The sequence below is a fragment of the Brevundimonas sp. genome, assembly GCF_027487935.1.
Lineage (GTDB): Bacteria > Pseudomonadota > Alphaproteobacteria > Caulobacterales > Caulobacteraceae > Brevundimonas.
The window spans coordinates 67556-88315 of record NZ_JAIYCP010000022.1; the positions used below are offsets into that span (position 1 = coordinate 67556).

Here is a 20760-nt window from a genome sequence, read left to right on the forward strand (position 1 = left end):
GAGGCCGGCACCTTAGGTTCCGTATCATGATACGGAGTCAAGCATGAGTGTGAGGACGATCGCAGGCCTGGCGCGAGACGGTGGAGTCGGCGTGGAGACGGTGCGGTTCTATCAACGGCGCGGTCTGCTGCCGACGCCGGAGCGCTGGTCGCGGGACGGGATCGGCGGTGGCATCCGACGATATGGCGAGGAGGATGTCCGTCGATTGCGTTTCATCCGCTCCGCCCAGACGGCGGGGTTCACCCTTGAGCAGATCAGGGAATTGCTGTCGCTGGACGCCGGAGAGGATCGCGCCCGCGCTCGCGAACTGGCCGCCGGGCGGCTAGAGGCATTGGACAGAACTATCGCCGATCTGGAGGTGGCGCGCACCGCCTTGCGACGTTTAGCCAGGGCCTGCGCATCGGAGGACAAGGGTCCCTGTCCGATCATCGCAGCTTTCCAGGGCACACCTTCTTGAATTCGAGGACTGCCGGAACGGGCAGAGCACTCACCAGTTGGTGTTCCTCAGTCATTTGGAGACCACGATGTCGATTCCGATCAAGCCGGCCCTTGCAGCCATCGCCCTGTCCAGCCTGCTGATGGCCTGCACGCCCGCCGAAAACAGCGAGACGGCCGCGACCGGGGAAGCGGACATGGCTGCATCTTCGGAAATGTCCGCTGGAATGCCTGGCGAAAAGATGTCCGGCCCCACCACGCCCTTCACCGCTTCGGAAGGCAAGATGCATCGGGACATGATGCAGGCCACGGGCGCGGACGTGCAGGAGACCTACGCCCGCAAAATGATCGCGCATCATCGCGGAGCGGTGGAAATGTCCCAAGTCGCGCTTCAGGAAAACCCGGACGCCGAACTGCGGGCGATGGCGGAGAAAACTATCGCTGATCAGACCCGCGAAATTTCCATGCTGGAACAGTGGATCGTGCGGCATCAGGCGACCAGCGCGAACTCGGCCTCGTCGGCCGAAAAGTCGAACTAGCGGCCTGTGCGCCCCCACGCGCGACCGCACCCTCGGCAATTTTATGGTTGCCGGGGGATCAGGCCTGAGGGGTGCGGCCGCGTGGCGCGTAGAATGACGTAAGGCCGAACTGGTCAGACGTCTGGAGAGTAACCGTGCGTAACTTCAATCCCGTGCCCTTTGTCGCGGTCGCCGCCGCAGCCGCCCTCGCCGCAGGCCCGGCTGCTGCTCACGCCAGGCTGGTGAGTGCGACACCCGCGCCCAACGCGACCGTAGCTCCCACCCGATCCATCAGCCTGACGTTCAGCGAGCGCTCTGTGCCTGCCTTCTCCGGCTTCGATGTCGTCAATTCAGCGGGCGAGAAGATCGCGGCCGAAACCTCTTTTGGCGAGGATGGCAAGACGCTGGCAGGAACCCTCGCTCGGCCGCTGGCCGCCGGAGTCTACCGTATCGACTGGCGGATCGCGTCGAGCGATGGCCACCGCATGACAGGTTCCTACACCTTCACGGTCCGCTGATCCCATGCTCGAAGTCGCGGTCATAGCGCTCCGCTGGCTTCAATACAGCGGCGCCGTCATCCTTCTCGGCGTGCCGCTGTTCCTTCTCTACAGTTTCAGGGACGACGACCGGCCCAACCTTGCCTGGGCACGCCCGGCGTTGATCGTCGCGGCCCTAGTCGTCGCACTCGGCTCTCTGGTCTCCCTGATAGCCCAAACCGCAGTGATGGCGGGGTCGGTCACCGAGGCAGTCAAGCCGGCATCCCTTTCCTTCATGGTCAGCGGCACCGGCCTCGGCATGGCCATGCTGGCTCGGGCCATCGTCGCCCTCCTTGCTATTTTTGGCCTCCTCTTCTTCAGATCGGGCAGAGCGCTCCAGGGACTGGCTGTCGTCGCTGGGCTCCTCATCGCGGCCAGTTTTGCCTGGACGGGGCATGCGGGATCAACCGAGGGGGCAGGAAGACTTGTTCACGTCAGCGCCGACATCATCCACGCCATCGCCGCTGCGCTGTGGCTAGGGACACTGGTCGCCTTGACAATTCTCCTGCTGCGCCGGGCTGGTCCGGATGATCCCGCGATACACCGCGCCCTGAACGGCTTCGCGGGCCTCGGAACCCTGGCCGTCTCCCTTCTGGTTCTGACCGGTCTCGTGAACAGCTGGTTCCTCGTGAGCCCTGCGCGGGTCGGAGAGCTCGGAACCAGCCCCTATGGTCAGCTTCTTATCGCCAAGCTCCTCTTCTTCGGACTGATGCTCGTGTTCGCAGCGAGCAACCGCTTCCGGTTGACACCGGCGCTCGGCTCCGCGCTCGACGCGGCCGACCCGTCTCCGTCCGTCCTGTCAGACCTGAAGCGCAGCCTGCTGCTCGAAACCGGGCTGGGGTTGGCGCTTCTTGGCATTGTGGCAGTGATGGGAACGCTCCCGCCACCCGCATCGCTCTAAGGCTGGCGGAGGGCTCGGAACATTGTAAGCAAGATTGTCATCTCGCCGGGCATGTGGGGTATAGTGGGGACCATGTCGTTCCTGCGCCAGGACCGTTTCCCGCTGATAGCTGCGCTCCTCGCGGTGCTGGCTGTGCTGTTTGTGTCCACTGCTTCGATGGCGTGCGAAACACCTCTCGACCAAGACATGGCTTCCATGTCGATGAACGGCGATGAGCCATGCGGGCAGACGGTCACAAAGGTGTCCTGCCAGAAGGCATGTCTGATCTTTTGCCAGAGCCTCATCCCGCGAGTCGACAGTCCGGCACCTGCACGCCTTTATGCCTCGGTCCGCTATCCGGCGCTCGATGTGCGAGATGCTGGCTTCACGCTGGAGACTGACGACCCACCTCCACGACCCTGATCCTGCCAGCTGAAGAACGACTTCATTCAATCAAACAGAGATCAAAACCATGAAACGCACTCTCACCATCGCAGCCCTGGTGCTGCTGGCTTCCGGTTCCGCCGCCTTTGCGGCGGCGCCGGACGCTGTGGTTCAGGCTGTATGCGCCTGCTGCGACGCGATCGCGGCCTGCGCAGAAGCCTGCACCTGCTGCTGATCGCCTGATCAGGGACGCCCGCCCGAAAGGGCGGGCGTCTTCCCTTCCCGAACTATCCAGCCAATCCCGCGCTGACGAGGCGAAACGCCCTGCGATTTTCGACGAAATTCACGCCTCGGCAGTCCCGCTCGGCGCTCCTGTTCCAGCGACACTCTGACGACCGCGCCGGCCTGCGAACATCGCGAACAACACAGGTAACACCAGCAGCGTCAGCAGGGTCGCCGTGGTCAGGCCGCCAATAACGACCGTCGCGAGCGGCTTCTGCACCTCGGCTCCCGGACCGAAGGCAAAGGCCATCGGAATAAACCCTAGAACCGCCACCAACGCGGTCGTCATTACAGCGCGGAGGCGGCTGACGGCACCTTCGACCGCTGCCTGCACCGGTGCCATACCTTCCGCAATCCGCTGCCGCATGGCCTGCATCAGGACGAGGCCGTTCAAGGTCGCGACGCCCGATACGGCGATGAAGCCAACGGCCGCCGTGATCGAGAAAGGCATTCCTCTCAGGAGCAGGGCCAGCGCGCCGCCCACCAACGCGAGCGGCACGCCTGCGAAGACTAGGGCGGCATCCCGCAGGGATCGCAGGGCGAGATACAGGAGGAGCCCGATCGTCAGGAACACCAGTGGAATGATCAGCGCCAGCCGGGCGCTGGCCCGTTCAAGGTGCTCGAACTGCCCGCCCCAGTCCAGCCAGCCTCCCACCGGCGGGTTCACATTCTCGGCGACGGCAGCCTGCGCCTCGGTGACGAAGCCGCCGAGGTCACGGCCCCTGACGTTCGCCTGGACCACCATCACGCGCTTGCCGTTCTGCCGACTGATCTGATTGGGGCCTTCCGTGGTCTCGAACCTGGCAACCGCCGACAAGGGCACGGTCGGCGCGCCGGACTCCGCTTCCTCTGGCATGACCGGAAGCTGGGACATGACGGCTGGATCGTTCCTGAGTTCGTCCGACAGCCGCACGACCACGTCGAAACGGCGGTCGCCCTCAAGAATGTGGCCGGCGGAGCGCCCGCCCAGAGCGATCGCCAGGGCGTCCGCCGCGTCGCTGGCGTGGATGCCCTGCGCGGCGGCGACGGTGCGGTCGATGGAGGCCGTGATGGATGGCTGGCCCGACACTTGTTCGACTCGGACGTCGGCCGCTCCGTCAATTCTGCGCAACGTCGTCGCGACCTGTTCGGCGGTCCGGCTCATGGCCGCGAAGTCGTCGCCGTAGACGCGGACCGCTACATCGGACCGGACGCCGGCGATCAGTTCGTTGAACCGCATCTCGATGGGCTGGGTGAATTCGTAGTTGTTGCCGAGAAGGCCGCCGAGTTCGGTTTCCATCCGCTCGACCAGTTCCGCCTTGGGCAAGCGCGGGTCAGGCCACTGATCGCGTGGCTTGAGCATCACGAAGGTGTCCGAGATCGACGGCGGCATCGGGTCGGACGCCACCTCGGCGGTGCCGGTGCGGGTGAAGACCAGTTCGACTTCCGGCATGGCCTTGAGGGTCCGCTCGACGCGGAACTGCATGGCCTGGCTCTGTTCCAGCGAGGTCGAGGGCACGCGAAGCGCTTGAACCAGCAGGTCGCCTTCATCGAGCGTCGGCACGAACTCGCGTCCCAAGCTGAGGAAGGCGATCAGGCCGGCGATCAGCGCCACGCCCGCGCCGACCAGGATCGGACGGGGACCCGCCACCACCTTGCGGAGCAGCGGCTCGTAGCGGGCCTTCGCGGCGCGGGACAGCCGAGTTTCATCGTCGTGGGTCTTGGGCTCTCGCACCCACAGGGCCGCCATCGCCGGGACGAAGGTGAACGACAGAACGAACGCCGCCGCCAAGGCCAGCATAACCGTGGCCGCCATCGGGCCGAACATCTTGCCCTCGACTCCCTCGAACATCAGCAGCGGCGCATAAACCAGCAGGATGATGGCCTGACCGAAGGCGGCGGGCCGGGCCATTTCCTTGGCGGCGTCGGCGGCGACACCCAGTCGTTGCGAAGCGGTCAGGGATTGGCCTGTTTCGGCCCGTTTCAGCGAGAGGCGCCGCAGGGTGTTCTCGATCACCACCACGGCGCCATCGACGATCAGGCCGAAGTCCAGGGCGCCGAAGCTGAGCAGGTTGGCGCTGATGCCGAAGCGGTTCATCGCCGAGGCGGCGAACAGGAACGACAGGGGAATGACCAGGGCGGTGATGATCGCTGCACGGACGTTGCCCAGGGCGAAGAAGAGCACGGCGATGACTAGGATCGCGCCGAGCGCTAGGTTGTGTTCGACCGTGCGGATCGTCGCATCGACCAGGGCTGTCCTGTCGAGCGCCGGCCGGATGGTGACGCCGGGCGGCAGGCTGGGTTCGATCTCGCGCAGACGTTCGCCGACGCGATGGGCGACCGCGCGTGAATTTTCGCCCTGAAGCATCAGGGCGGTGCCGACCACGGTCTCGCGGGCATTGGCGCTGGCCGAGCCGAGGCGGGGCGCGCGGCCGATTTCGACCGTCGCCACGTCCGAGACGCGGATGACTTGGCCGCCGCGATTCAGGATCGGCGTTTGCGCCAGCTCCTGAAGGCTCCTGATGCGGGCGTCGGCGCGGACGATGTAGGCTTCGCCGGCGCGGTTGACATAGCCCGCGCCCGCAATGCGGTTGGCGTGTTCCAGGGCCTCGACCAGCTGGACCAGGCCGACGCCATAGGCCGCCAGACGGGCCGGATCGGGGTGAACGGCGTATTCCTTCACATAGCCGCCGAGGACGTCGATGCCGGCGACGCCTTCGACGGTCTTGAGTTGCGGCGCGATGATCCAGTCCTGGACCGTGCGCAGATAGGTCGCCTTCTCCTGATCGGTCCTCAGCCGCTCACCCTCGGGCGTGACGTAAGGCACGCCCGTCGCGGCGGCAGGGCCGGTCAGCTCGACCGTCCAGATGTAGACCTCGCCCAACCCGGTCACGACGGGTCCTATCGAGGGCGTCAGCCCCTCGGGAAGATCCTCGCGGACGCTCTGCATCCGTTCGTTGACGAGGCTGCGGGCGAAATAGATGTCCGTGCTGTCCGTGAATACGGCGGTGATCTGCGAGAAGCCGTGCCGCGACAGCGACCGGGTCTCGATCAGGCCGGGGAGGCCGGCGAGCGCCGTCTCGACCGGGAAGGTGACCTGGCGTTCGACCTCCTCGGGTCCGAGCGCAGGCGCCACGGTCGTGACCTGCACCTGCCGGTTGGTGATGTCCGGCACCGCGTCGATAGGCAGCTTCGTCAGTTCCCTGATGCCGAACCCCGCCAGAACGACGGCGATGAGCACGACCAGCCACCGGAGGCGAACGGCGGCGACGATGATCTTGTCCAGCATGATCAGTGTCCGTGCTCGGCTTCGCCCTTGGCCAGTTCGGCCTTGAGCAGGAAGGCGCCGGCCCCGGCGATACGCTCGTCGCCTCGCAGACCGTTTACGATCTCAGTGCGGCCGTCGGCGGTTTGGCCAGTCACGACAGGCCGGGCGCGGAAGCCCGCGCCATCGACGACGAACACAGATTGCACACCTTCAACGGTCTGGATCGCTTCGCTGGGCACAACCAGTGCGTTGCGGGAAGCCCCGGCACCCAATCGCGCGGAGATGACGGTCCCGGCCGGGGGGATCGCCCCGGCCGGTCTGGCGCGGACGGTCACTGTGCCGCTCAGGCCCGGTGGAGCGAGCGCGATAATCGTGCTGATGATCTCCTGACCGTCGGCACTTCGACCCGATAGCTTGTCGCCGACGCTGATCAGGCGGGCAGTGGCAGGCGGCGCTTCGAAGATGAGCTCGACGCTGCCGAGGTCAGCGACAGCGGCGACCTCCTGATCCTCTTCGTGCAAAACCTGTCCCGGAGTCGTCGCCACCCGAGTGACCACGCCGTTGATGGGGCTGCGCACGACGACCAAGCCCCCGGCCTCCGGCGATCCGTAGGCGCTGAGGCGAGCACGAGCCGCGCGAAGTTCGGCCTCTGTCCGACGAGCCTCGGCCTCGGTGATGTCGAGCCGCGATTGCGCAACGTATCCCCGCTCGAAAAGTGTGCGGTCGCGCACCACGGCGGCGCGAGCCGCGTCCGCTGCGGCAGTGGCGGCATCGACCGTCGCGCGCGAGGCAGCCCCTTCGGGACTGCGCAGGGTGACGAGAGGGGAACCCGCCCGCACTTGGCTGCCAGCTCCGACGTGGACCCGGACGACGACGCCGGGCAGCGGCGCATCGACCACAGCCTCGGCCCCTGGGGCGAATGCGACACGACCGGGCAGCATCAGACCCGCCCCGCCGCCTCTCTCAACTGCGACGATACCGACCCCCGCTTCCGCAGCGGCAGTCGGCGTCAGTGCGACGAAGGCCTCGGCGGCGGCATCCTCATGATTTTCTTCCTCCGCCTGGGGATCAGCCGCCCCGTTGCGGCCGAGCATCAGTTGGGCAGTTCCGAAGCCTACCGCGAGAGCGACGACCACAGCGCCGCCCGTCATCAGCCAGTGTTTCTCGATCTTCATTGTCGGTCCCTGCGGCCTCGATCGACGGCAAGACCGTTCGTCGGGGCGGATTCATGTCAGGCCCAGCAAGGCTCAAGGCTGTGCTGGGCGGGGGTCATGGAATCTTGGCTGACGGTCTTAGCGACCGCCGCGTCCGTCAGGGGCGTGGGGGTCGCAAGAGCCCAGCTTGCTCAGGGAGGGGAATGCCGAGCGAGTCGCCCCACCCAGCCGGTGCCTCGAAGCGGGGTGGGTTGAGTGAAAGGTGCACCCCGCTCGGAACGCCCAAGACGGATGCGTGACAGCACCCGTGAGCGCAGGCGATTACGCAATCCCCGCAGTCGCCCGGTGCGCAGGGTTCGGACGTATTCGAACCGGCAACGGCCATCGCTTCAGCAACAGGCGCACACGTCTCAGCCCGCGCAGGCACCGCAAGCATGGCAACGGCCAGCGCCAGCAGGATCATGCTGACGAAGGTGGATTGCCGCAGGATGTTGCGCACTGGGTGGGGCATTATCCCGGTCCCTTATCATGCAACTGGGGACCGTGCTCAATCTTCTCGGCCCCAGCGATCGCCATGGGTCCTTACAGTGACTAACGAGGCGCACGCGACGACCAGTGGATGTGGTGGATGCGCCAGCCGTCGGCGTGGCGCTTAAGCAACATGGTCTCGGTCGTCAGACGGTCAACTACACGGCCATTGAACTGACCTGTCGTGCGGCCTTCGCTGGTGATCCAGGCGACGTCGCCCTCCGCCCAGCCTGACCTGCGCGCCACGGTAGCTTCCGACGCGGCGGCGAAGGCGGCATCCGATGAGAGATGGTGCGAGGCGTATTCATCGCGGGACCGTTCCGCACCACCTTCCTCGAAGATCATGACGTCCGGCGCCATCAGAGCCAGTGCGGCAGCCGTATCACCCGCCTTGAGCGCGGCGTGGAATGCATCGACGACGCCGGCCGCGTCAGTCGCTTCGGCAGCGATCGATCCTGCGGCGGCCTGATGGCCGTGGGCGTGATCCTGGGCCAATGCGGGTGTTGCCGCGAGAACGGCAATCGACAGCGCCAGGGCAAGAGAACGACGGGACATTGAAGGCTCCATATTTCGTGGTGTGGGTGGACGGGATGTGACCCGCATCAGGCTGGTTGGTTATGACGAGCAAACACGCGGGTGGCGCCGAACCGGAGCACCAACAGCGTCTCGTATGGCTCCCGGTGTCCTTGCGGCGTTTCCATACCCGGCGAGCCCAAGGGCATCGCCGGCACGGCGAGACCTATTGCAGCCGGTCGTTCAGCGAGCAGGCGAATGACATCCTGGGCGGGCACGTGACCCTCGACGAGATAACCGTCGATCAGCCCTGTGTGACAGGACGCCAGCGCATCCGGCATCCCCCGGCTGCTTCGCACAGACTGAAGGCTGGGAAGGATCGTGATCGTTGTGCTGAAGCCCGCATCGCGCATGTGTCGGATCCACGCGTCGCAGCACGCACAGGTTGGTGTCTTGAAGACCGTGAGATTTCTTGACGGCCGAGCCTGAGCGCAGGCCGTCCCGGTCATGCCGACAAGAACAGTGGCGCCGAGCAGCAGACGCCGGTTCCAGATGGGTTTCAAAGTGGTTCTCCCTGATCGCTGCGAACGGTTCGCCTGGCTTCGGCGGGATCGACGCGCGGCGGTCCCATCCGTCTCCGAAGCCATCCTCGGCCGGGGCGCTCAACGAAGACATGGATGGCGGCGGCGGCAACGAGCGTCAACGCCAACAACCAAGCCAGCTCGACAACGCCCATTCGGTAACCTCCGGGCACGTCCGTGACCGCCTGCACTGCGTTACGCCACACCATGAGAATCGGGATGTGAACAAGATAGAGGGCAAACGAGGCCTCACCCGCGAACAGGATGGCGGGATGAGACAAGACGGTGCGCACGCCGGCCTTCGCCAGTAACGCGAGCGAGAGGATGAAGGGACCGGAAGCCGCGACGATGATCCGATCGTCCACGCCCAACTGCATGAGGCCCAGCAAGCCGCCTGTGGCCACCAAGGCGCTGATGGCCGACAGGCAACGTGAGGGCATCCAGCGCTGGCCGAGATAGTAGAGCCCGACCCCATAGAGAAATTCAGGGACGATACGCAGGATGCCGAGGCTATCTTCAGCCCGAGGCAAGACCCGGCCGAATTGGACGCGGTAAAAGGCGTCGAGCGCGATGAACGACGCTATGGCCAAGGCGATCAAAACCCACGGCCTGGCGCGCAATCGGAGCGCCAGCGCTGCATAGGCTGGAAACGCCAGGTAGGCGAACCATTCCGCAGACAGCGACCATGCCGGCCCATTCCACAAGGCCAAGGTATCGCGGGGGAACCAGGCCTGAACGAGCAACAGCGTGCCCACGAAATCGGCGGGATTGAACCGGCCCGGCTCCAGCCCGATGCCGAATACGGGGGCGACGAGCACCAGCCCGAGCATGGCGAGAAGGATAAACAGGTGGGCCGGGTAAATCCGCGCAAACCGTGCGGCCAGAAACCGTCCGTAGTCCGGCGCCTTGTCTCCTTGCAGGTAGACATGCGTCAGGATGAAGCCTGAGAGGATGAAAAAGACGTCCACGCCCAAGCGGGCGCGATTTAACAGGCCAGCACTCTCCGGCGGCAAGGTCCAGTAGAGCTGGAAGTGAAACAGCACGACCCCCAGGGCGAGGAAGAACCTCACGCCCGTGAGCGGATCCAGCACGTCCGGAAATGGAACTCGCACGGAGCCTGTGCTGTCGCTCACATCGATCCCCCTCGACACCGCTGCCCGGTCGTTCTCTGGTATCTACGCGTGTGCCGGGTCGTCCCCTCATGAGGGGATCGAGGACCGCACGCGTATGGCAGATGGGGCGTGACGCAGGTGTGTGATGACTGACGACATGGATGGATTGATCGGGGTGGTCGAACCGGTCGACGCGGTGCGACTTGCGGGCGTGGAGGCGGCCGTCTGGGCGAGGGTCGCCGAGCACAGGGATCGGGCTCGTATTGGCCAGGTCCGGGTAGCCGCCGTGGCTGTGGCCCTGGCAGTGGGCGGCATGAACGGGGGCCTGATGCTTTTCGCTCCCCGTCCCGAGCCGTCTGAGATGCGGATTTTCACGGTGTCGGCGGGCTTGTCGCCTCTCTCTGGACTGGATGTGCGCGGATGACAGCAAGCTGGAAGTCGATCGTGGTCACGGCTGTGCTTGCGGCAATGGCCAGCGGTGCGGCGACCTGGGTCAGCGCGACCTGGATCATGCGGGAACGGCAACCCCCGAATCTGCACAGTGTCGTTCATGAGAAGCTCAATCTCAGCGCGGAACAGGATCGCCGACTCGACGTCATCGAAGCCCGCTTCGCGGCTCGCCGACCGGCTCTGGAAGCCGAGGTTCGCGCCGCCAACCGCGAGTTGGCCGCCGCGATCGCCGCGAGTGACGGCGACACGCCTCAGGTTCAGGCGGCCGTCGATCATTTCCATACAGCCATGGGCGATCTTCAGAAGGCGACGATCACCCACGTTTTCGAGATGAGATCGGTCTTGACCCCGGCCCAGGCCGAAGTTTTCGACGCGGCTGTCGTCGAGGGCCTTCGCGACGATGCCGACTAAGCGCGGCGCGTGGAGATCGAACAGACCATAGAAGTCCGTGCCGCAAACGGAGACCGAGCCGCCTTCACCAGCCTGATGGCCGCCACCAAGGCCGATCTGTATCGGTTCATCCGCCGATACGTCGGCGATGAGGCGGAGGCCCATGATGTGCTTCAGGAGGCCTATGCATCCGCCTGGCTGGCGATGCGGCGATATGATCCGGGGCGGCCCTTCGATGTCTGGCTGCGTTCCATCGCGCTGAATAAGTGCCGCGACTGGAGCCGGCGTCGCGCGGTCCGTCGGGTTGTGCGGGGCGTGATGGGCCTCGACGCTCCGGAGGCCGTCTCAATAGGTGACGAGACGCCCATACCCGAAGCCCGGCTGGACGATCATCGCCGGGCCGTAGAGTTGCAAAGGGCATTGTTGGACCTGCCCGACGCCCTGAAGGCTCCGCTGCTGCTCGCGACCCTTGACGGGAGGTCTCATGCCGAGGTCGCCGACATCCTCCGGATCACACCCAAGGCCGTAGAAACGCGGATCGCGCGCGCTCGCAGGAAGCTCGCAGAGAAACTGACACCAGAACGATAGTCGGGTGCTTGACCTTGCCATGAGGGGAAGGTCCAGACGTATGCGCTCCCCGTGCTGCGGCGACCTGCCGCAAGGGATGGGTCGCGGGGATGCGTATCTGAGGGAGCACCCCAACAAGCCCGCCAAGGATTGCATTAGATGTCGATGCCAAGCCTCGATCGCCGATCGCTTCTTCGAGGCGCCGCTGTGGGTGGCGGCCTGTTGGGTTTGCAGGGTCTGCTGCCGGCCTGGGCGCAGTCGGGCTCGGCGGGTCTGCGAGCCGACCTGCCCACGATGACCGGTCCGAACATTGACCTGACGGTCGGACACACGCCCTTCACGGTAGGCGGTCGCACCGGGCATGCGGTGACCGTCAACGGAGTTTTGCCGGCCCCGCTGCTGCGACTGCGGGAAGGCCAGAACGTCCGTCTATCCGTCGCCAACACCCTGGACGAAGACACCTCGATCCACTGGCACGGCCTGCTGGTCCCGTTCCAGATGGATGGCGTGCCCGGCATCAGTTTCCCCGGCATCAAGGCCCGCGAGACCTTCGTCTATGAGTTCCCGATCAAGCAATCGGGGACCTTCTGGTATCACAGCCACTCCAACCTCCAGGAGGCGATGGGCCATTATGGACCTATCGTCATCGACCCGGCGGGCGCTGATCCGGTCGCCTATGACCGGGAGCATGTCCTGGTCCTTTCGGACTGGAGCTTCATGCACCCGCACGAAATTCTGGAGAAGCTGAAGAAGAGCCCCGGCTACTTCAACCAGCAGCGCACGACCTTGGCGGGGTTCCTGGATCGTAGCGACCGGATGAGCCTGGAGGAGCGCCGCATGTGGGGCCAGATGCGGATGGACCCGCGCGACATCCTCGACGTCAACGGCTCGACCTACACCTATCTGATCAACGGCCACGGTCCCCAGGAGAACTGGACCGGTCTGTTCCGGCCCGGCGAGCGGGTTCGCCTGCGCATCATCAACGCATCGGCCATGTCGATCTTCAACATCCGCATTCCCGGCTTGCCGATGACCGTGGTCCAGGCCGATGGCGAGAACGTTCGGCCGGTCGAGATCGACGAGTTCCAGATTTCAGTGGCCGAGACCTATGACGTCATAGTGCGGCCGACCGAGGATCGCGCCTACACCATCGTTTCCGAGGCGATCGACCGCTCCGGCATGGGTCGGGCGACCTTGGCACCGCGCCTCGGCATGACCGCCGAGGTCCCGCCTCTGCGCGAGGTCCCGAACCTGACCATGCGCGACATGGGTATGGGCGGGATGGATCATGGCTCAATGGGCGACATGTCCGGAATGGACCACGGCGGGATGACTGGCATGGACCACGGAGCCCCGGCCCAGGGCGTGGCGCGGGCGGGCGAAATGGCCGGGATGTCCATGGCCGGCATGAATATGCGCGACCCCGAGAACGCCCCGCCTGACATGGCGGTCGGCGTCGGCGTGGACATGGTCGCAATGTCGCCCACGAACCGTTTGGGCGAGCGTCCAATTGGTCTGGCAGACGTCGATCACCGCGTCCTTGTTTACACCGACCTAGTCTCGCTCACTCCCAACAAGGACCAGCGCCCGCCGTCGCGGACCATGGAAATCCACCTGACCGGCAATATGGAACGGTTCATGTGGGGCTTCGACGGCCGCAAGTTCAGCGAACTGGTCGAGCCTATCCGCTTCGAGCGTAACGAGCGGGTGCGGGTGACCCTGGTGAACGACACCATGATGGCCCACCCCATCCACCTGCACGGCCACTTCTTCGAACTGGTGACTGGCGGTCCCGCCGGGCATCAACCGCTCAAGCACACGGTCAATGTCGCGCCCGGCGGCAAGGTGACGTTCGATCTGACCGCTGACGCGCCAGGCGACTGGGCGTTCCACTGTCACATGCTCATGCATATGCACGCTGGCATGTTCAACGTTGTCACCGTGCGGCCCATGGACGGAGCCGCGTCATGAATCGTCTCGCCTTGGCCCTCGCTCCGCTGATCCTGGCGGGAAGCGCCTTGAGCGCCCACGCCCAGGACGCACATGCAGGCCATGTCATGCCAGCGCAGACGCGGCCCGCCCCTGCTCCCGTGCCCCAAACGCCTGCGCAGCCGGCCGAACAGGACCCCCACGCCGGACACACCGTGCCGCCGGCCCAGACGCCACCGGCTGCGGACCCCCATGCTGGCCATCAGATGCCATCCCAGTCCGCGCCCATTGACCCTCATGCGGGTCACGACATGTCGCAAATGGCTCCGGCGCAGCCTGACCCGCATGCCGAGCACGACATGCCGCCGGCCCAAACGCCACCAACTGCGGACCCCCATGCGGGCCACCAGATGCCATCCCAGCAGCCTGACCCGCATGCCGGACACGACATGTCCACCATGAACCCTGTTCCAGCCGATCCCCATGCCGGCCACGACATGTCGGGCATGAGCATGGGACCGCCCGACGTGCCGACCAGTGCTGACACTCCCGGCCGCCCTGCTGAACCATCCGTTCCCGCCGCCGCCCTGAGCGGACCGGTCCACGCTGCCGATCTCGTCTTTGGCGCGAACGCGATGGCCGCGTCGCGCCAGACGCTGATCCACGAAAATGGAGACGTGCGCACCACAGCCGTTGTCTTCGACAGGCTGGAGGCAGGGTTCGGCGACGATGACGAAACCTATCTCTGGGACGTCCAGGGCTGGAGCGGCGGCGACATCAATCGCTTCTGGTGGAAGACCGAAGGCGAAGGCGAATTCGGCGGCGAACTGGAGCAGGCCGAAATACAGGCTCTCTACAGCCGAGCGATCGCGCCCTTCTGGGACGTTCAGGTCGGTGTGCGCCAGGACTTCCGTCCGGACACCGAAGACACCACTCACCTGGTGCTCGGTCTCCAGGGTCTCGCCCCCTATTGGTGGGAGATCGACGCCGCCGCCTTCCTGTCGAACGAAGGCGACCTGACCGCGCGTGTCGAGGCCGAATACGACCAGCGGATCACCCAGCGCCTGATCCTCCAGCCCCGCCTCGAAGTCGACGCCTCGGCCAGTGATATTCCCGAACTGGAGATCGGCTCGGGCCTCAGCTCAATCGAGGTCGGTCTGCGTCTGCGCTACGAGGTCCGCAAGGAGTTCGCCCCCTACGTCGGCTTCGAGTGGAGTCGTTCATTCGGCAACACCGCCGACTACATCGAAGCCCGTGGTGGCGAGGCGGACGAGACCCGCTTCGTCGTCGGCCTCAAGGCCTGGTTCTAAGGAGTGCACCAATGAGGAACAGACTGATCCCGCTGATCGCTACGCTCGGCCTCTTCGCGTGCAAACCGACGGAACAGCCAACGACCCCGGCGCAAGCAGAGGACGCTGCGCCCGTAGCCGAGCCGGCGCCGCAAGTCGTTGCCGAGCCGGAGAGTGTTGCGACTACTCCGGCTTCGCCTTCGCCGAGCCACCCGCAGGCTGTTCGCGTGAGACCTGCCGCGAAAGTGGACGCCCCGGTTCCGAGCGCGCCGCCGCCCCCGCCTACCACGGAGCCCCCGACCGACCATTCCGGACACGACATGTCCGCCATGCCTGCGACCCCCAAACAGTGAGAGGAACTCACCCCATGATGCGCACTCTGGCCCTTACCGCCGCCCTGGCTTTCGCCGGCACCTCCGCCGCCCAGGACCCGCATGCCGGCCACGCCGGCATGCAACACCAGGCTTCAGCCCCCTCGGAGGTCGTCACCACGCCGGCGAATGGCGCCATGACCCACGGATCGCCGGAACGGTTCACCGCCACCTTCCCGCATCCCATGATCCTGAAAACCGTGACCCTGGCCGCCGATGGTCAGGCCCCGATCGTTGTGACCGCTCCCGACACACCGCCAGCCGCGACGGTCGGCGTGGCCTTGCCGCGTCTTGCGCCGGGAACCTACGCTGCGGCCTGGACCGCCGTTGGGTCGGATGGTCACACCATGTCCGGCTCCATCAGCTTCATGGTTCACTAGCCGGGCGCGATACCCGGCGCGGTCAAATATGATGATCGTGGTAATCGCATGCATCATTTGGCTGGCCCGTATCCGGCTCGCGCTGGGCCATTGATTTTCTTGACGGATTGGCGATCCGTGAGAAGATTGTGCGTATGGCTAACTCGTCCGAAATCCTGCCGATCCTGCTGGCTCACCGCTTCCCAGTAAGCGGCTGAGCATCGGGCTCGCCGCCTTCGCTGGAGGGCGGATATGCAGGGAAATACTGACGACGGCTTCATGGGGCGACTGCCCGGTGACGCCATCTTCCCCATTCCTCGTGGATGGGTCCTGGACCTCACGGACCGGATTGACGCGGTCGCGGCAGGGTTCATGCGGCGCATGTGCCGTGCCCGGTTGGCCTGGAGACAGGGTTGCTGGGCAGCGCTGTCCATCGGGGCGATCGACGATCCTGATTTCCTTGTCCGGGCGACGGGCTCGGCTGACTGGCTCGACGCATCGGCCTCCGATCTGATCCTTGGGTTCGCCGAACTTTCCATCACGATGTCGGCGCGACAGCTGATTGAGGCCGCATTCCACTCCTGTCCCCCTGGCTATCTCGGCGTGCTGCGCAAGCTTCACGGCGAGGCGCCGGCCTATCCGGCCTTCTATGCGCACCTGCATCGGGTGTTCAGTTCGAACGATCCCCGCGACCGATTGCGCGCGAGGTCTCTCCAGCAAGTTGGGGGGCTGAACGAAACCAAGATCGAGGCGGCGCTCGCCCTCCAGGACGTCGCGCTTCTCACCCCGGTCGCCCTGACCCGATTTCATTCTGTGCAGACTGCCTTGGTGGCCGAGGCTCAGGCGGCGGCTGCGCGGCGGCTGAACGTCCACCTGACCGACGACGACATTTCGGCTGCCTTCGCGGCAGGGCGCGAAGGTTTTCAGCCCTGGTTCTACAGGCTCCTTCGTCAATCCAAACCCGAGCACGCCCTCCCGACGGATAGCGAACCCGATCTCGACCGCGTCGATGGCGAGAACGCGAAGCAGATCGGCATGGCGATGGGGAATTGCCTGGACGTGGAACGCGTGATGCCCCGATCGCTTTCGGGCATCTGGTCCCTGGTCCACTGGCGACCCGAGAATATCGTGTTCGCGCTCAGGCGGTTCGACATCGGTTGGGCTGTGACGGAGGTCCATCTCCCGAGGAATGCCGGCCCCTCCGCGAGCGATGTGAGGAAGGTCGCTGATCGGGTCCGCCCGCTCGGCATCCTGTGCCCGGTGCCCGCTGACCCGGAGCCGAACCTCAGGGTGCTTTCCGATGCGTTCGGAGGATGGAAGATCGGAGACGTCTGGGACTTCGATGAGGGTTAGAACTGGCCCAGCTAGTTTCTCAATGCCGCCGCCGCCGCTTCGTTGGCACCGTAAACTTCGGCGTCCAGGAACCGTTCGTATAGGTTCATGGCACGTGCCCGCTGGGCGCCGTGCGTGCGTTGAAGTGCGATGGCGATCGCGACGAAGTCACTTTCGACACCACGACCGCCACCGCTGCGATCTGCAACCAATGTGTCGGCTGCTGCTTCGGCCACGGCCAGAACGACCTCTTCAAATCCAGGGTGTAGCAGGAGGGCCTGCAAGGCGTCGGCGAGCCGGCCATTGAGCGCGGCGAGTAAAACACGCGGATTGCTCAATGCGATGTTGAGCATCTCGCTCGTGGCGGTGTCGGGCAGCAATGTCCGCTCCCCATCGAGAGCTGTGGAAACAGCCTCGGCTTCATCTCCGGCCGCAGCCTCTGCGAACCTCAACAGTAGCGCGTGGGATCGCTCCCGCAGGCTTCCGGCATTCTGTCGCCACGCGGCGGCTGCGGCGAACAAACCTCCGAGGCGTTCACCTGATGGCGGGCCATCCATGATCTGTTTTGCCAAGGGCGCGAGGACATCGTCATCCCCACCGACGACCATCGCGGCGACTGCAAACTCTCCGGCGGCTTGGGCGCTTGTAGTGTCACCCCCCGCGATCCACGCCTCCAGCATGGCGGTCTGAACCGCCTCCGGGATCATGGAACGATAGCACCAAAGGCTTCCTCCAACGATGGCCGTAAAGGCAGCCGGGAACCGATCCCAAAGGGTGTTGAAGAGCTTTAGCGTTCTTGGCCGGTTTGCCCAGAAGAGCGTTCGGCCATGGTAGGCGAGAATGGTCTGCCAGATGTGCGGGTCGTCCGCGCGGCTGGCATGACGCTCCAGAACTTCCAGCCAAGCGTCACAATCCGGCGGATCGCGACTGAGCACTCCCGCAGCGATGGCGCTGAGAAATGCGTAGTTGTCCTGAGGCAGAATGCCAAAACCTCTCCCGAAGCCATGGCCGAAGATCAGAGCCGTCGCGGGCTGGGCGTCGTCATTCTTCTTGTTCAGCTGACGATTGGCGGCCTCGTTGTTCAGGCGGCGAGCGATGCGATCGCGGGCCAGATCCGCGTCATCGACGATCCAGCTTTCCAACAAGCTGAGGTCGGCGGGTTGGAGTCCGCCCATTCGACGGGCCAGCTTCTGGAATGCCCACGCGGCGTCGCGGCGCCAGCTTTCACCCTGAAATCCTCGGCCCGAGAGATCGTGTATCAGCTCGATCAGCACAGCGGGATCGACGGTCTCCACTCCGCTGATCTCATTGATCGCACTCCCGGATGCCTCCTGGTGTCGATCAGGGGACAGCCGTTCCCGGACAAGACGAAGCACCCGCGCAGGATCCTCCTTGCCCAACGCCGCGAACTCACGCCCAACCTGGATCGAGCCACCGCTTTTGGAGATATGGCGTCGGCGCTCACCCCGCCTATCACCCCAAGCGGTGCCGTCAGAACATTCGTCCAGCAGGCCCATGAGATCGTCGTCACTGGCCTTGGACATCTGGTCCGCAGACATCGGAGCGCCGACGAAATGGGCCATCATTCGCCCTTTCGTGGTCAGAACAGGTTGCTGTGCGCTCCATTCCCGCATGCGCCGCCGCTCACGCGGAGTGAAGAGCTCGGAAGGAAGGCGTTCAAGTAGGCCAAGACGCGCTTCCTCGACCCAGCCTCTTCGCAGCTTCCGGTCGGCCGCGCTCCAGTCATCCCAAGCGTCGGGAAGATAGCGATCCCACCCTTCAATCGTGGTCTTCAGCCGCAACAGGTCGCCCGTATCCAGGTAGGGCGCGATGGCTGATATCAACTGCTTCGACGAATAACCCTGCACATGATTACTGCATCCCTCCTCGTCGTCGAAAATGCCTTCGCCAACCGAGAGCCGCCGGGTATCTGCGAGCAAGAAATCCAGAGCTGCGCCAGCATAGACTTCAGGGTTTTCCGCGTAAGCGTCAGCAACCAGTTCCTGTGCCTCCGCCACCGGAGTTCCAGCCAGTTGGTCCAGAATGGCCGCTGCGGCCTTCGGATCAGACTGGACTGCAAGGGAGAGGGCAGTCTTCAACGCGCTGTAGATGCTGTCCTCGTGCTCATCGCGATCCCAATCGAAGGGAAGAGCATGGGAAGACGGAAACTCAGACCTGACGTGAGAGACCTCTTCTGCTCCCTCAACCAGGCCGACAAACCAGGGCGTCAGGGTTGTGGCGAGCTTCAGGGGAGCGGCGTTTACAAGTTTTCCAAGCCCATGAAGTCGGAGACGCCGCCGGTCAGCGACCGGCGTGGCGTCCAGATAGGTGGTCAGCAGCCCGATCGCGTCGTCCGGCCGCCCACCTTCAGTGAGATCCTCGATATACTGGGCGACGGCAAAGTCCTGGACGCTGTGCCGGCCCAGGATGTCTCGTATCCGCGTGGCGACCCAAGGATCCCAGAGTTTCGCACGCCAAACAGCCTGGAAAAGGTCCAGGTCGGCGTCAGGCTCGCTCCATTCCTCTCGTAATATCGAGATCGCGCTTGCGGGGTCGATAGCGGCTTCGGCCTGCACTAGCCGGACGGATGTCCACCTGAGATCAGCCGATCGCATGATGGTTGGCAAAAGCGGCTTCAATGCTGATCGCCACCCTATCCATCGATCAGCGATCTTGCTCGCAGCCCGACGGGTGAGCGGCACATCGGATTGAAACAGACGCTGAACCCAACCCTGTTCTCGCGATGTTGGCTGATCCTGGCTCGCGACCACATCGATGACCAGATGAAGCAAATGGCGGCGCGTCTTGGCATCGCCAAGCAGCAAGTCGAGCGCGGCCTCATAGGCACCGACATCATATCTGCGTTGGCGCTCCAGAGCCCTTAGAACCGTAGCCCGTGCGAACAGTCCGTCCTGACGGTCCCACGCGAAATCGGCAATTTCGGCGCCGTTCGCGAAACCCTTCGCCTGGAAGTCATCGAGCCAGGACTGGTGGCTGAAGCCGAGGCGACCGTCTTGCCGTATGACCAGCCCAGAGGCTTCGGCGATCGAAACAACATCGCCGGCTTCAGCGTCAAATGTGTCCGCAGCGCGCCAGAGCGTTTCCGTCTCTGTCATCGACGACGCCAGACGTTCGAGGAAACTGATCACCCTTGGTCGAGTTGAGGCATCTCCGAGATTCGCCGAGCGGAGCCATTCGTTAAGCAACTCAGAGGCCGTGACCTTGCTGACATCGACACCACGTCGGACGAGATCGACAAACAGCCGAAGTGCAAATGGCCGTCGCAGCGTTTCCCGAAGGCCATCAGGGACCGTCTGGGCGTCGATCTCCAAGCCCGACAGAAGCTCCTGGACGCTTTCGTTCGATGGCAGGTTGAGCTTGATTGTCTCCGCGCCGAGGCTTTGGAACCGGCCATCATGAGCCGCCTCGAACGGGCGGGACGACACCAACACATGGACAGGGGGACCGTCTTCGAACCGACGGTCTCTTCGGAATCCATTCGCAATCCTCAACAACAGTTTCATGCGCTGCGAGGTGCGATCCATCACATCGCTCACGGCGTCCAGCTGATCGATAACCAAAACGACAGGTCCTGCTCCGGCGAGCAGTTGCAGTTCAGCCTCAAGGTCTCCGCGAAGACCAAGAGCGCGCGAAAGATCGGAAGGGGTCAGAACTTCGGCCGGGAGCATGTCAGCCTTGATCCCGAAAACCGTAATGCCGTCGTCTTGGAGCCGCTCAGTAAGCTCAGACAGGAGCGCAGATTTTCCAGACCCTGCCTCGCCGATGACGTGACCCCCTGAAACTCCTCCAAGAATAGCTAGAGTCCGCCCCTCGAAAGGACGGACAGAATGAAGCGATCAAGGTTCACGGAAGAGCAGATCATCGGGATCCTGCGGGAGCAGG

General features: G+C 64.6%; 19 protein-coding genes. 13 read left to right on the top strand and 6 right to left on the bottom strand.

What is annotated here, in order from left to right; all coding sequences use genetic code 11:
* Nucleotides 1–43: 43 nt before the first annotated feature.
* The 6 genes from Q0053_RS08720 (at nucleotide 44) to Q0053_RS08745 (ending at nucleotide 2988) form a co-directional block, all read left to right on the top strand.
* Nucleotides 44–457 (top strand): MerR family transcriptional regulator, encoded by a 414-nt coding sequence (locus Q0053_RS08720; RefSeq protein WP_298098883.1) that lies wholly within the window; start codon nucleotides 44–46, stop codon nucleotides 455–457.
* 67 nt (nucleotides 458–524) lie between these two features.
* Complete coding sequence (locus tag Q0053_RS08725; protein WP_298098885.1) at nucleotides 525–974, top strand: DUF305 domain-containing protein; 450 nt, start codon at nucleotides 525–527, stop codon at nucleotides 972–974.
* A gap of 134 nt (nucleotides 975–1108) precedes the next feature.
* The gene (gene copC, locus Q0053_RS08730; protein ID WP_298098888.1) at nucleotides 1109–1471 is read left to right on the top strand and encodes a copper homeostasis periplasmic binding protein CopC; all 363 of its coding nucleotides are present in this window, start codon (nucleotides 1109–1111) and stop codon (nucleotides 1469–1471) included.
* Between the two features lie 4 nt (nucleotides 1472–1475).
* Nucleotides 1476–2390 carry a copper homeostasis membrane protein CopD gene (gene copD / locus Q0053_RS08735; RefSeq protein WP_298098890.1) on the top strand — a complete coding sequence of 305 codons (915 nt, stop codon included), beginning with the start codon at nucleotides 1476–1478 and terminating at the stop codon, nucleotides 2388–2390.
* 72 nt (nucleotides 2391–2462) lie between these two features.
* Nucleotides 2463–2792: a hypothetical protein gene (locus Q0053_RS08740; RefSeq protein WP_298098893.1), complete on the top strand. Its 330-nt coding sequence runs from the start codon at nucleotides 2463–2465 to the stop codon at nucleotides 2790–2792.
* Nucleotides 2793–2841: 49 nt separating this feature from the next.
* Nucleotides 2842–2988, top strand: coding sequence for a hypothetical protein (locus Q0053_RS08745; protein WP_298098895.1), 147 nt, complete (start codon nucleotides 2842–2844; stop codon nucleotides 2986–2988).
* 108 nt (nucleotides 2989–3096) lie between these two features.
* Here Q0053_RS08745 and Q0053_RS08750 read toward each other — a convergent pair whose 3' ends face one another.
* From Q0053_RS08750 to Q0053_RS08770, 5 genes are all read right to left on the bottom strand, one after another.
* Nucleotides 3097–6303, bottom strand: a complete 3207-nt coding sequence (locus Q0053_RS08750) for a CusA/CzcA family heavy metal efflux RND transporter (protein WP_298098898.1) — start codon at nucleotides 6301–6303, stop codon at nucleotides 3097–3099.
* A gap of 2 nt (nucleotides 6304–6305) precedes the next feature.
* Nucleotides 6306–7457, bottom strand: a complete 1152-nt coding sequence (locus Q0053_RS08755; RefSeq protein WP_298098901.1) for an efflux RND transporter periplasmic adaptor subunit — start codon at nucleotides 7455–7457, stop codon at nucleotides 6306–6308.
* A 570-nt stretch (nucleotides 7458–8027) separates the two neighbouring features.
* Nucleotides 8028–8519, bottom strand: coding sequence for a nuclear transport factor 2 family protein (locus Q0053_RS08760; RefSeq protein ID WP_298098904.1), 492 nt, complete (start codon nucleotides 8517–8519; stop codon nucleotides 8028–8030).
* Between the two features lie 47 nt (nucleotides 8520–8566).
* Nucleotides 8567–9040, bottom strand: coding sequence for a DUF411 domain-containing protein (locus tag Q0053_RS08765; RefSeq protein WP_298098907.1), 474 nt, complete (start codon nucleotides 9038–9040; stop codon nucleotides 8567–8569).
* On the bottom strand, nucleotides 9037–10191 hold the full coding sequence (locus tag Q0053_RS08770) for an acyltransferase (RefSeq protein ID WP_298098910.1): 1155 nt from the start codon (nucleotides 10189–10191) through the stop codon (nucleotides 9037–9039). Before Q0053_RS08770 ends, Q0053_RS08765 begins: the two co-directional genes overlap by 4 nt.
* Nucleotides 10192–10315: 124 nt before the next feature.
* Between Q0053_RS08770 and Q0053_RS08775 the strand changes: the two genes are divergently transcribed.
* The 7 genes from Q0053_RS08775 to Q0053_RS08805 all read left to right on the top strand — a co-directional run bounded on the left by Q0053_RS08775 (nucleotide 10316) and on the right by Q0053_RS08805 (nucleotide 16878).
* On the top strand, nucleotides 10316–10594 hold the full coding sequence (locus Q0053_RS08775) for a hypothetical protein (RefSeq protein WP_298098913.1): 279 nt from the start codon (nucleotides 10316–10318) through the stop codon (nucleotides 10592–10594).
* Nucleotides 10591–11031, top strand: coding sequence for a Spy/CpxP family protein refolding chaperone (locus Q0053_RS08780; RefSeq protein ID WP_298098916.1), 441 nt, complete (start codon nucleotides 10591–10593; stop codon nucleotides 11029–11031). The genes Q0053_RS08775 and Q0053_RS08780 overlap by 4 nt, the downstream gene beginning before the upstream one ends.
* 9 nt (nucleotides 11032–11040) lie before the next feature.
* A complete protein-coding gene (locus tag Q0053_RS08785) occupies nucleotides 11041–11598 on the top strand; it encodes an RNA polymerase sigma factor (RefSeq protein ID WP_298098919.1) in 558 nt (185 codons plus the stop codon).
* A gap of 138 nt (nucleotides 11599–11736) precedes the next feature.
* The gene (locus Q0053_RS08790; RefSeq protein WP_298098922.1) at nucleotides 11737–13548 is read left to right on the top strand and encodes a copper resistance system multicopper oxidase; all 1812 of its coding nucleotides are present in this window, start codon (nucleotides 11737–11739) and stop codon (nucleotides 13546–13548) included.
* The gene (locus Q0053_RS08795; RefSeq protein WP_298098925.1) at nucleotides 13545–14816 is read left to right on the top strand and encodes a copper resistance protein B; all 1272 of its coding nucleotides are present in this window, start codon (nucleotides 13545–13547) and stop codon (nucleotides 14814–14816) included. Before Q0053_RS08790 ends, Q0053_RS08795 begins: the two co-directional genes overlap by 4 nt.
* A 346-nt stretch (nucleotides 14817–15162) precedes the next feature.
* The gene (locus Q0053_RS08800) at nucleotides 15163–15546 is read left to right on the top strand and encodes a copper resistance CopC family protein (RefSeq protein ID WP_298098927.1); all 384 of its coding nucleotides are present in this window, start codon (nucleotides 15163–15165) and stop codon (nucleotides 15544–15546) included.
* A gap of 258 nt (nucleotides 15547–15804) precedes the next feature.
* Nucleotides 15805–16878 (top strand): hypothetical protein, encoded by a 1074-nt coding sequence (locus Q0053_RS08805; RefSeq protein WP_298098930.1) that lies wholly within the window; start codon nucleotides 15805–15807, stop codon nucleotides 16876–16878.
* A gap of 11 nt (nucleotides 16879–16889) precedes the next feature.
* On the opposite strand, the gene Q0053_RS08810 is transcribed toward Q0053_RS08805, so the two are convergent.
* The gene (locus Q0053_RS08810) at nucleotides 16890–20546 is read right to left on the bottom strand and encodes a hypothetical protein (protein ID WP_298098932.1); all 3657 of its coding nucleotides are present in this window, start codon (nucleotides 20544–20546) and stop codon (nucleotides 16890–16892) included.
* Nucleotides 20547–20760: the final 214 nt, after the last annotated feature.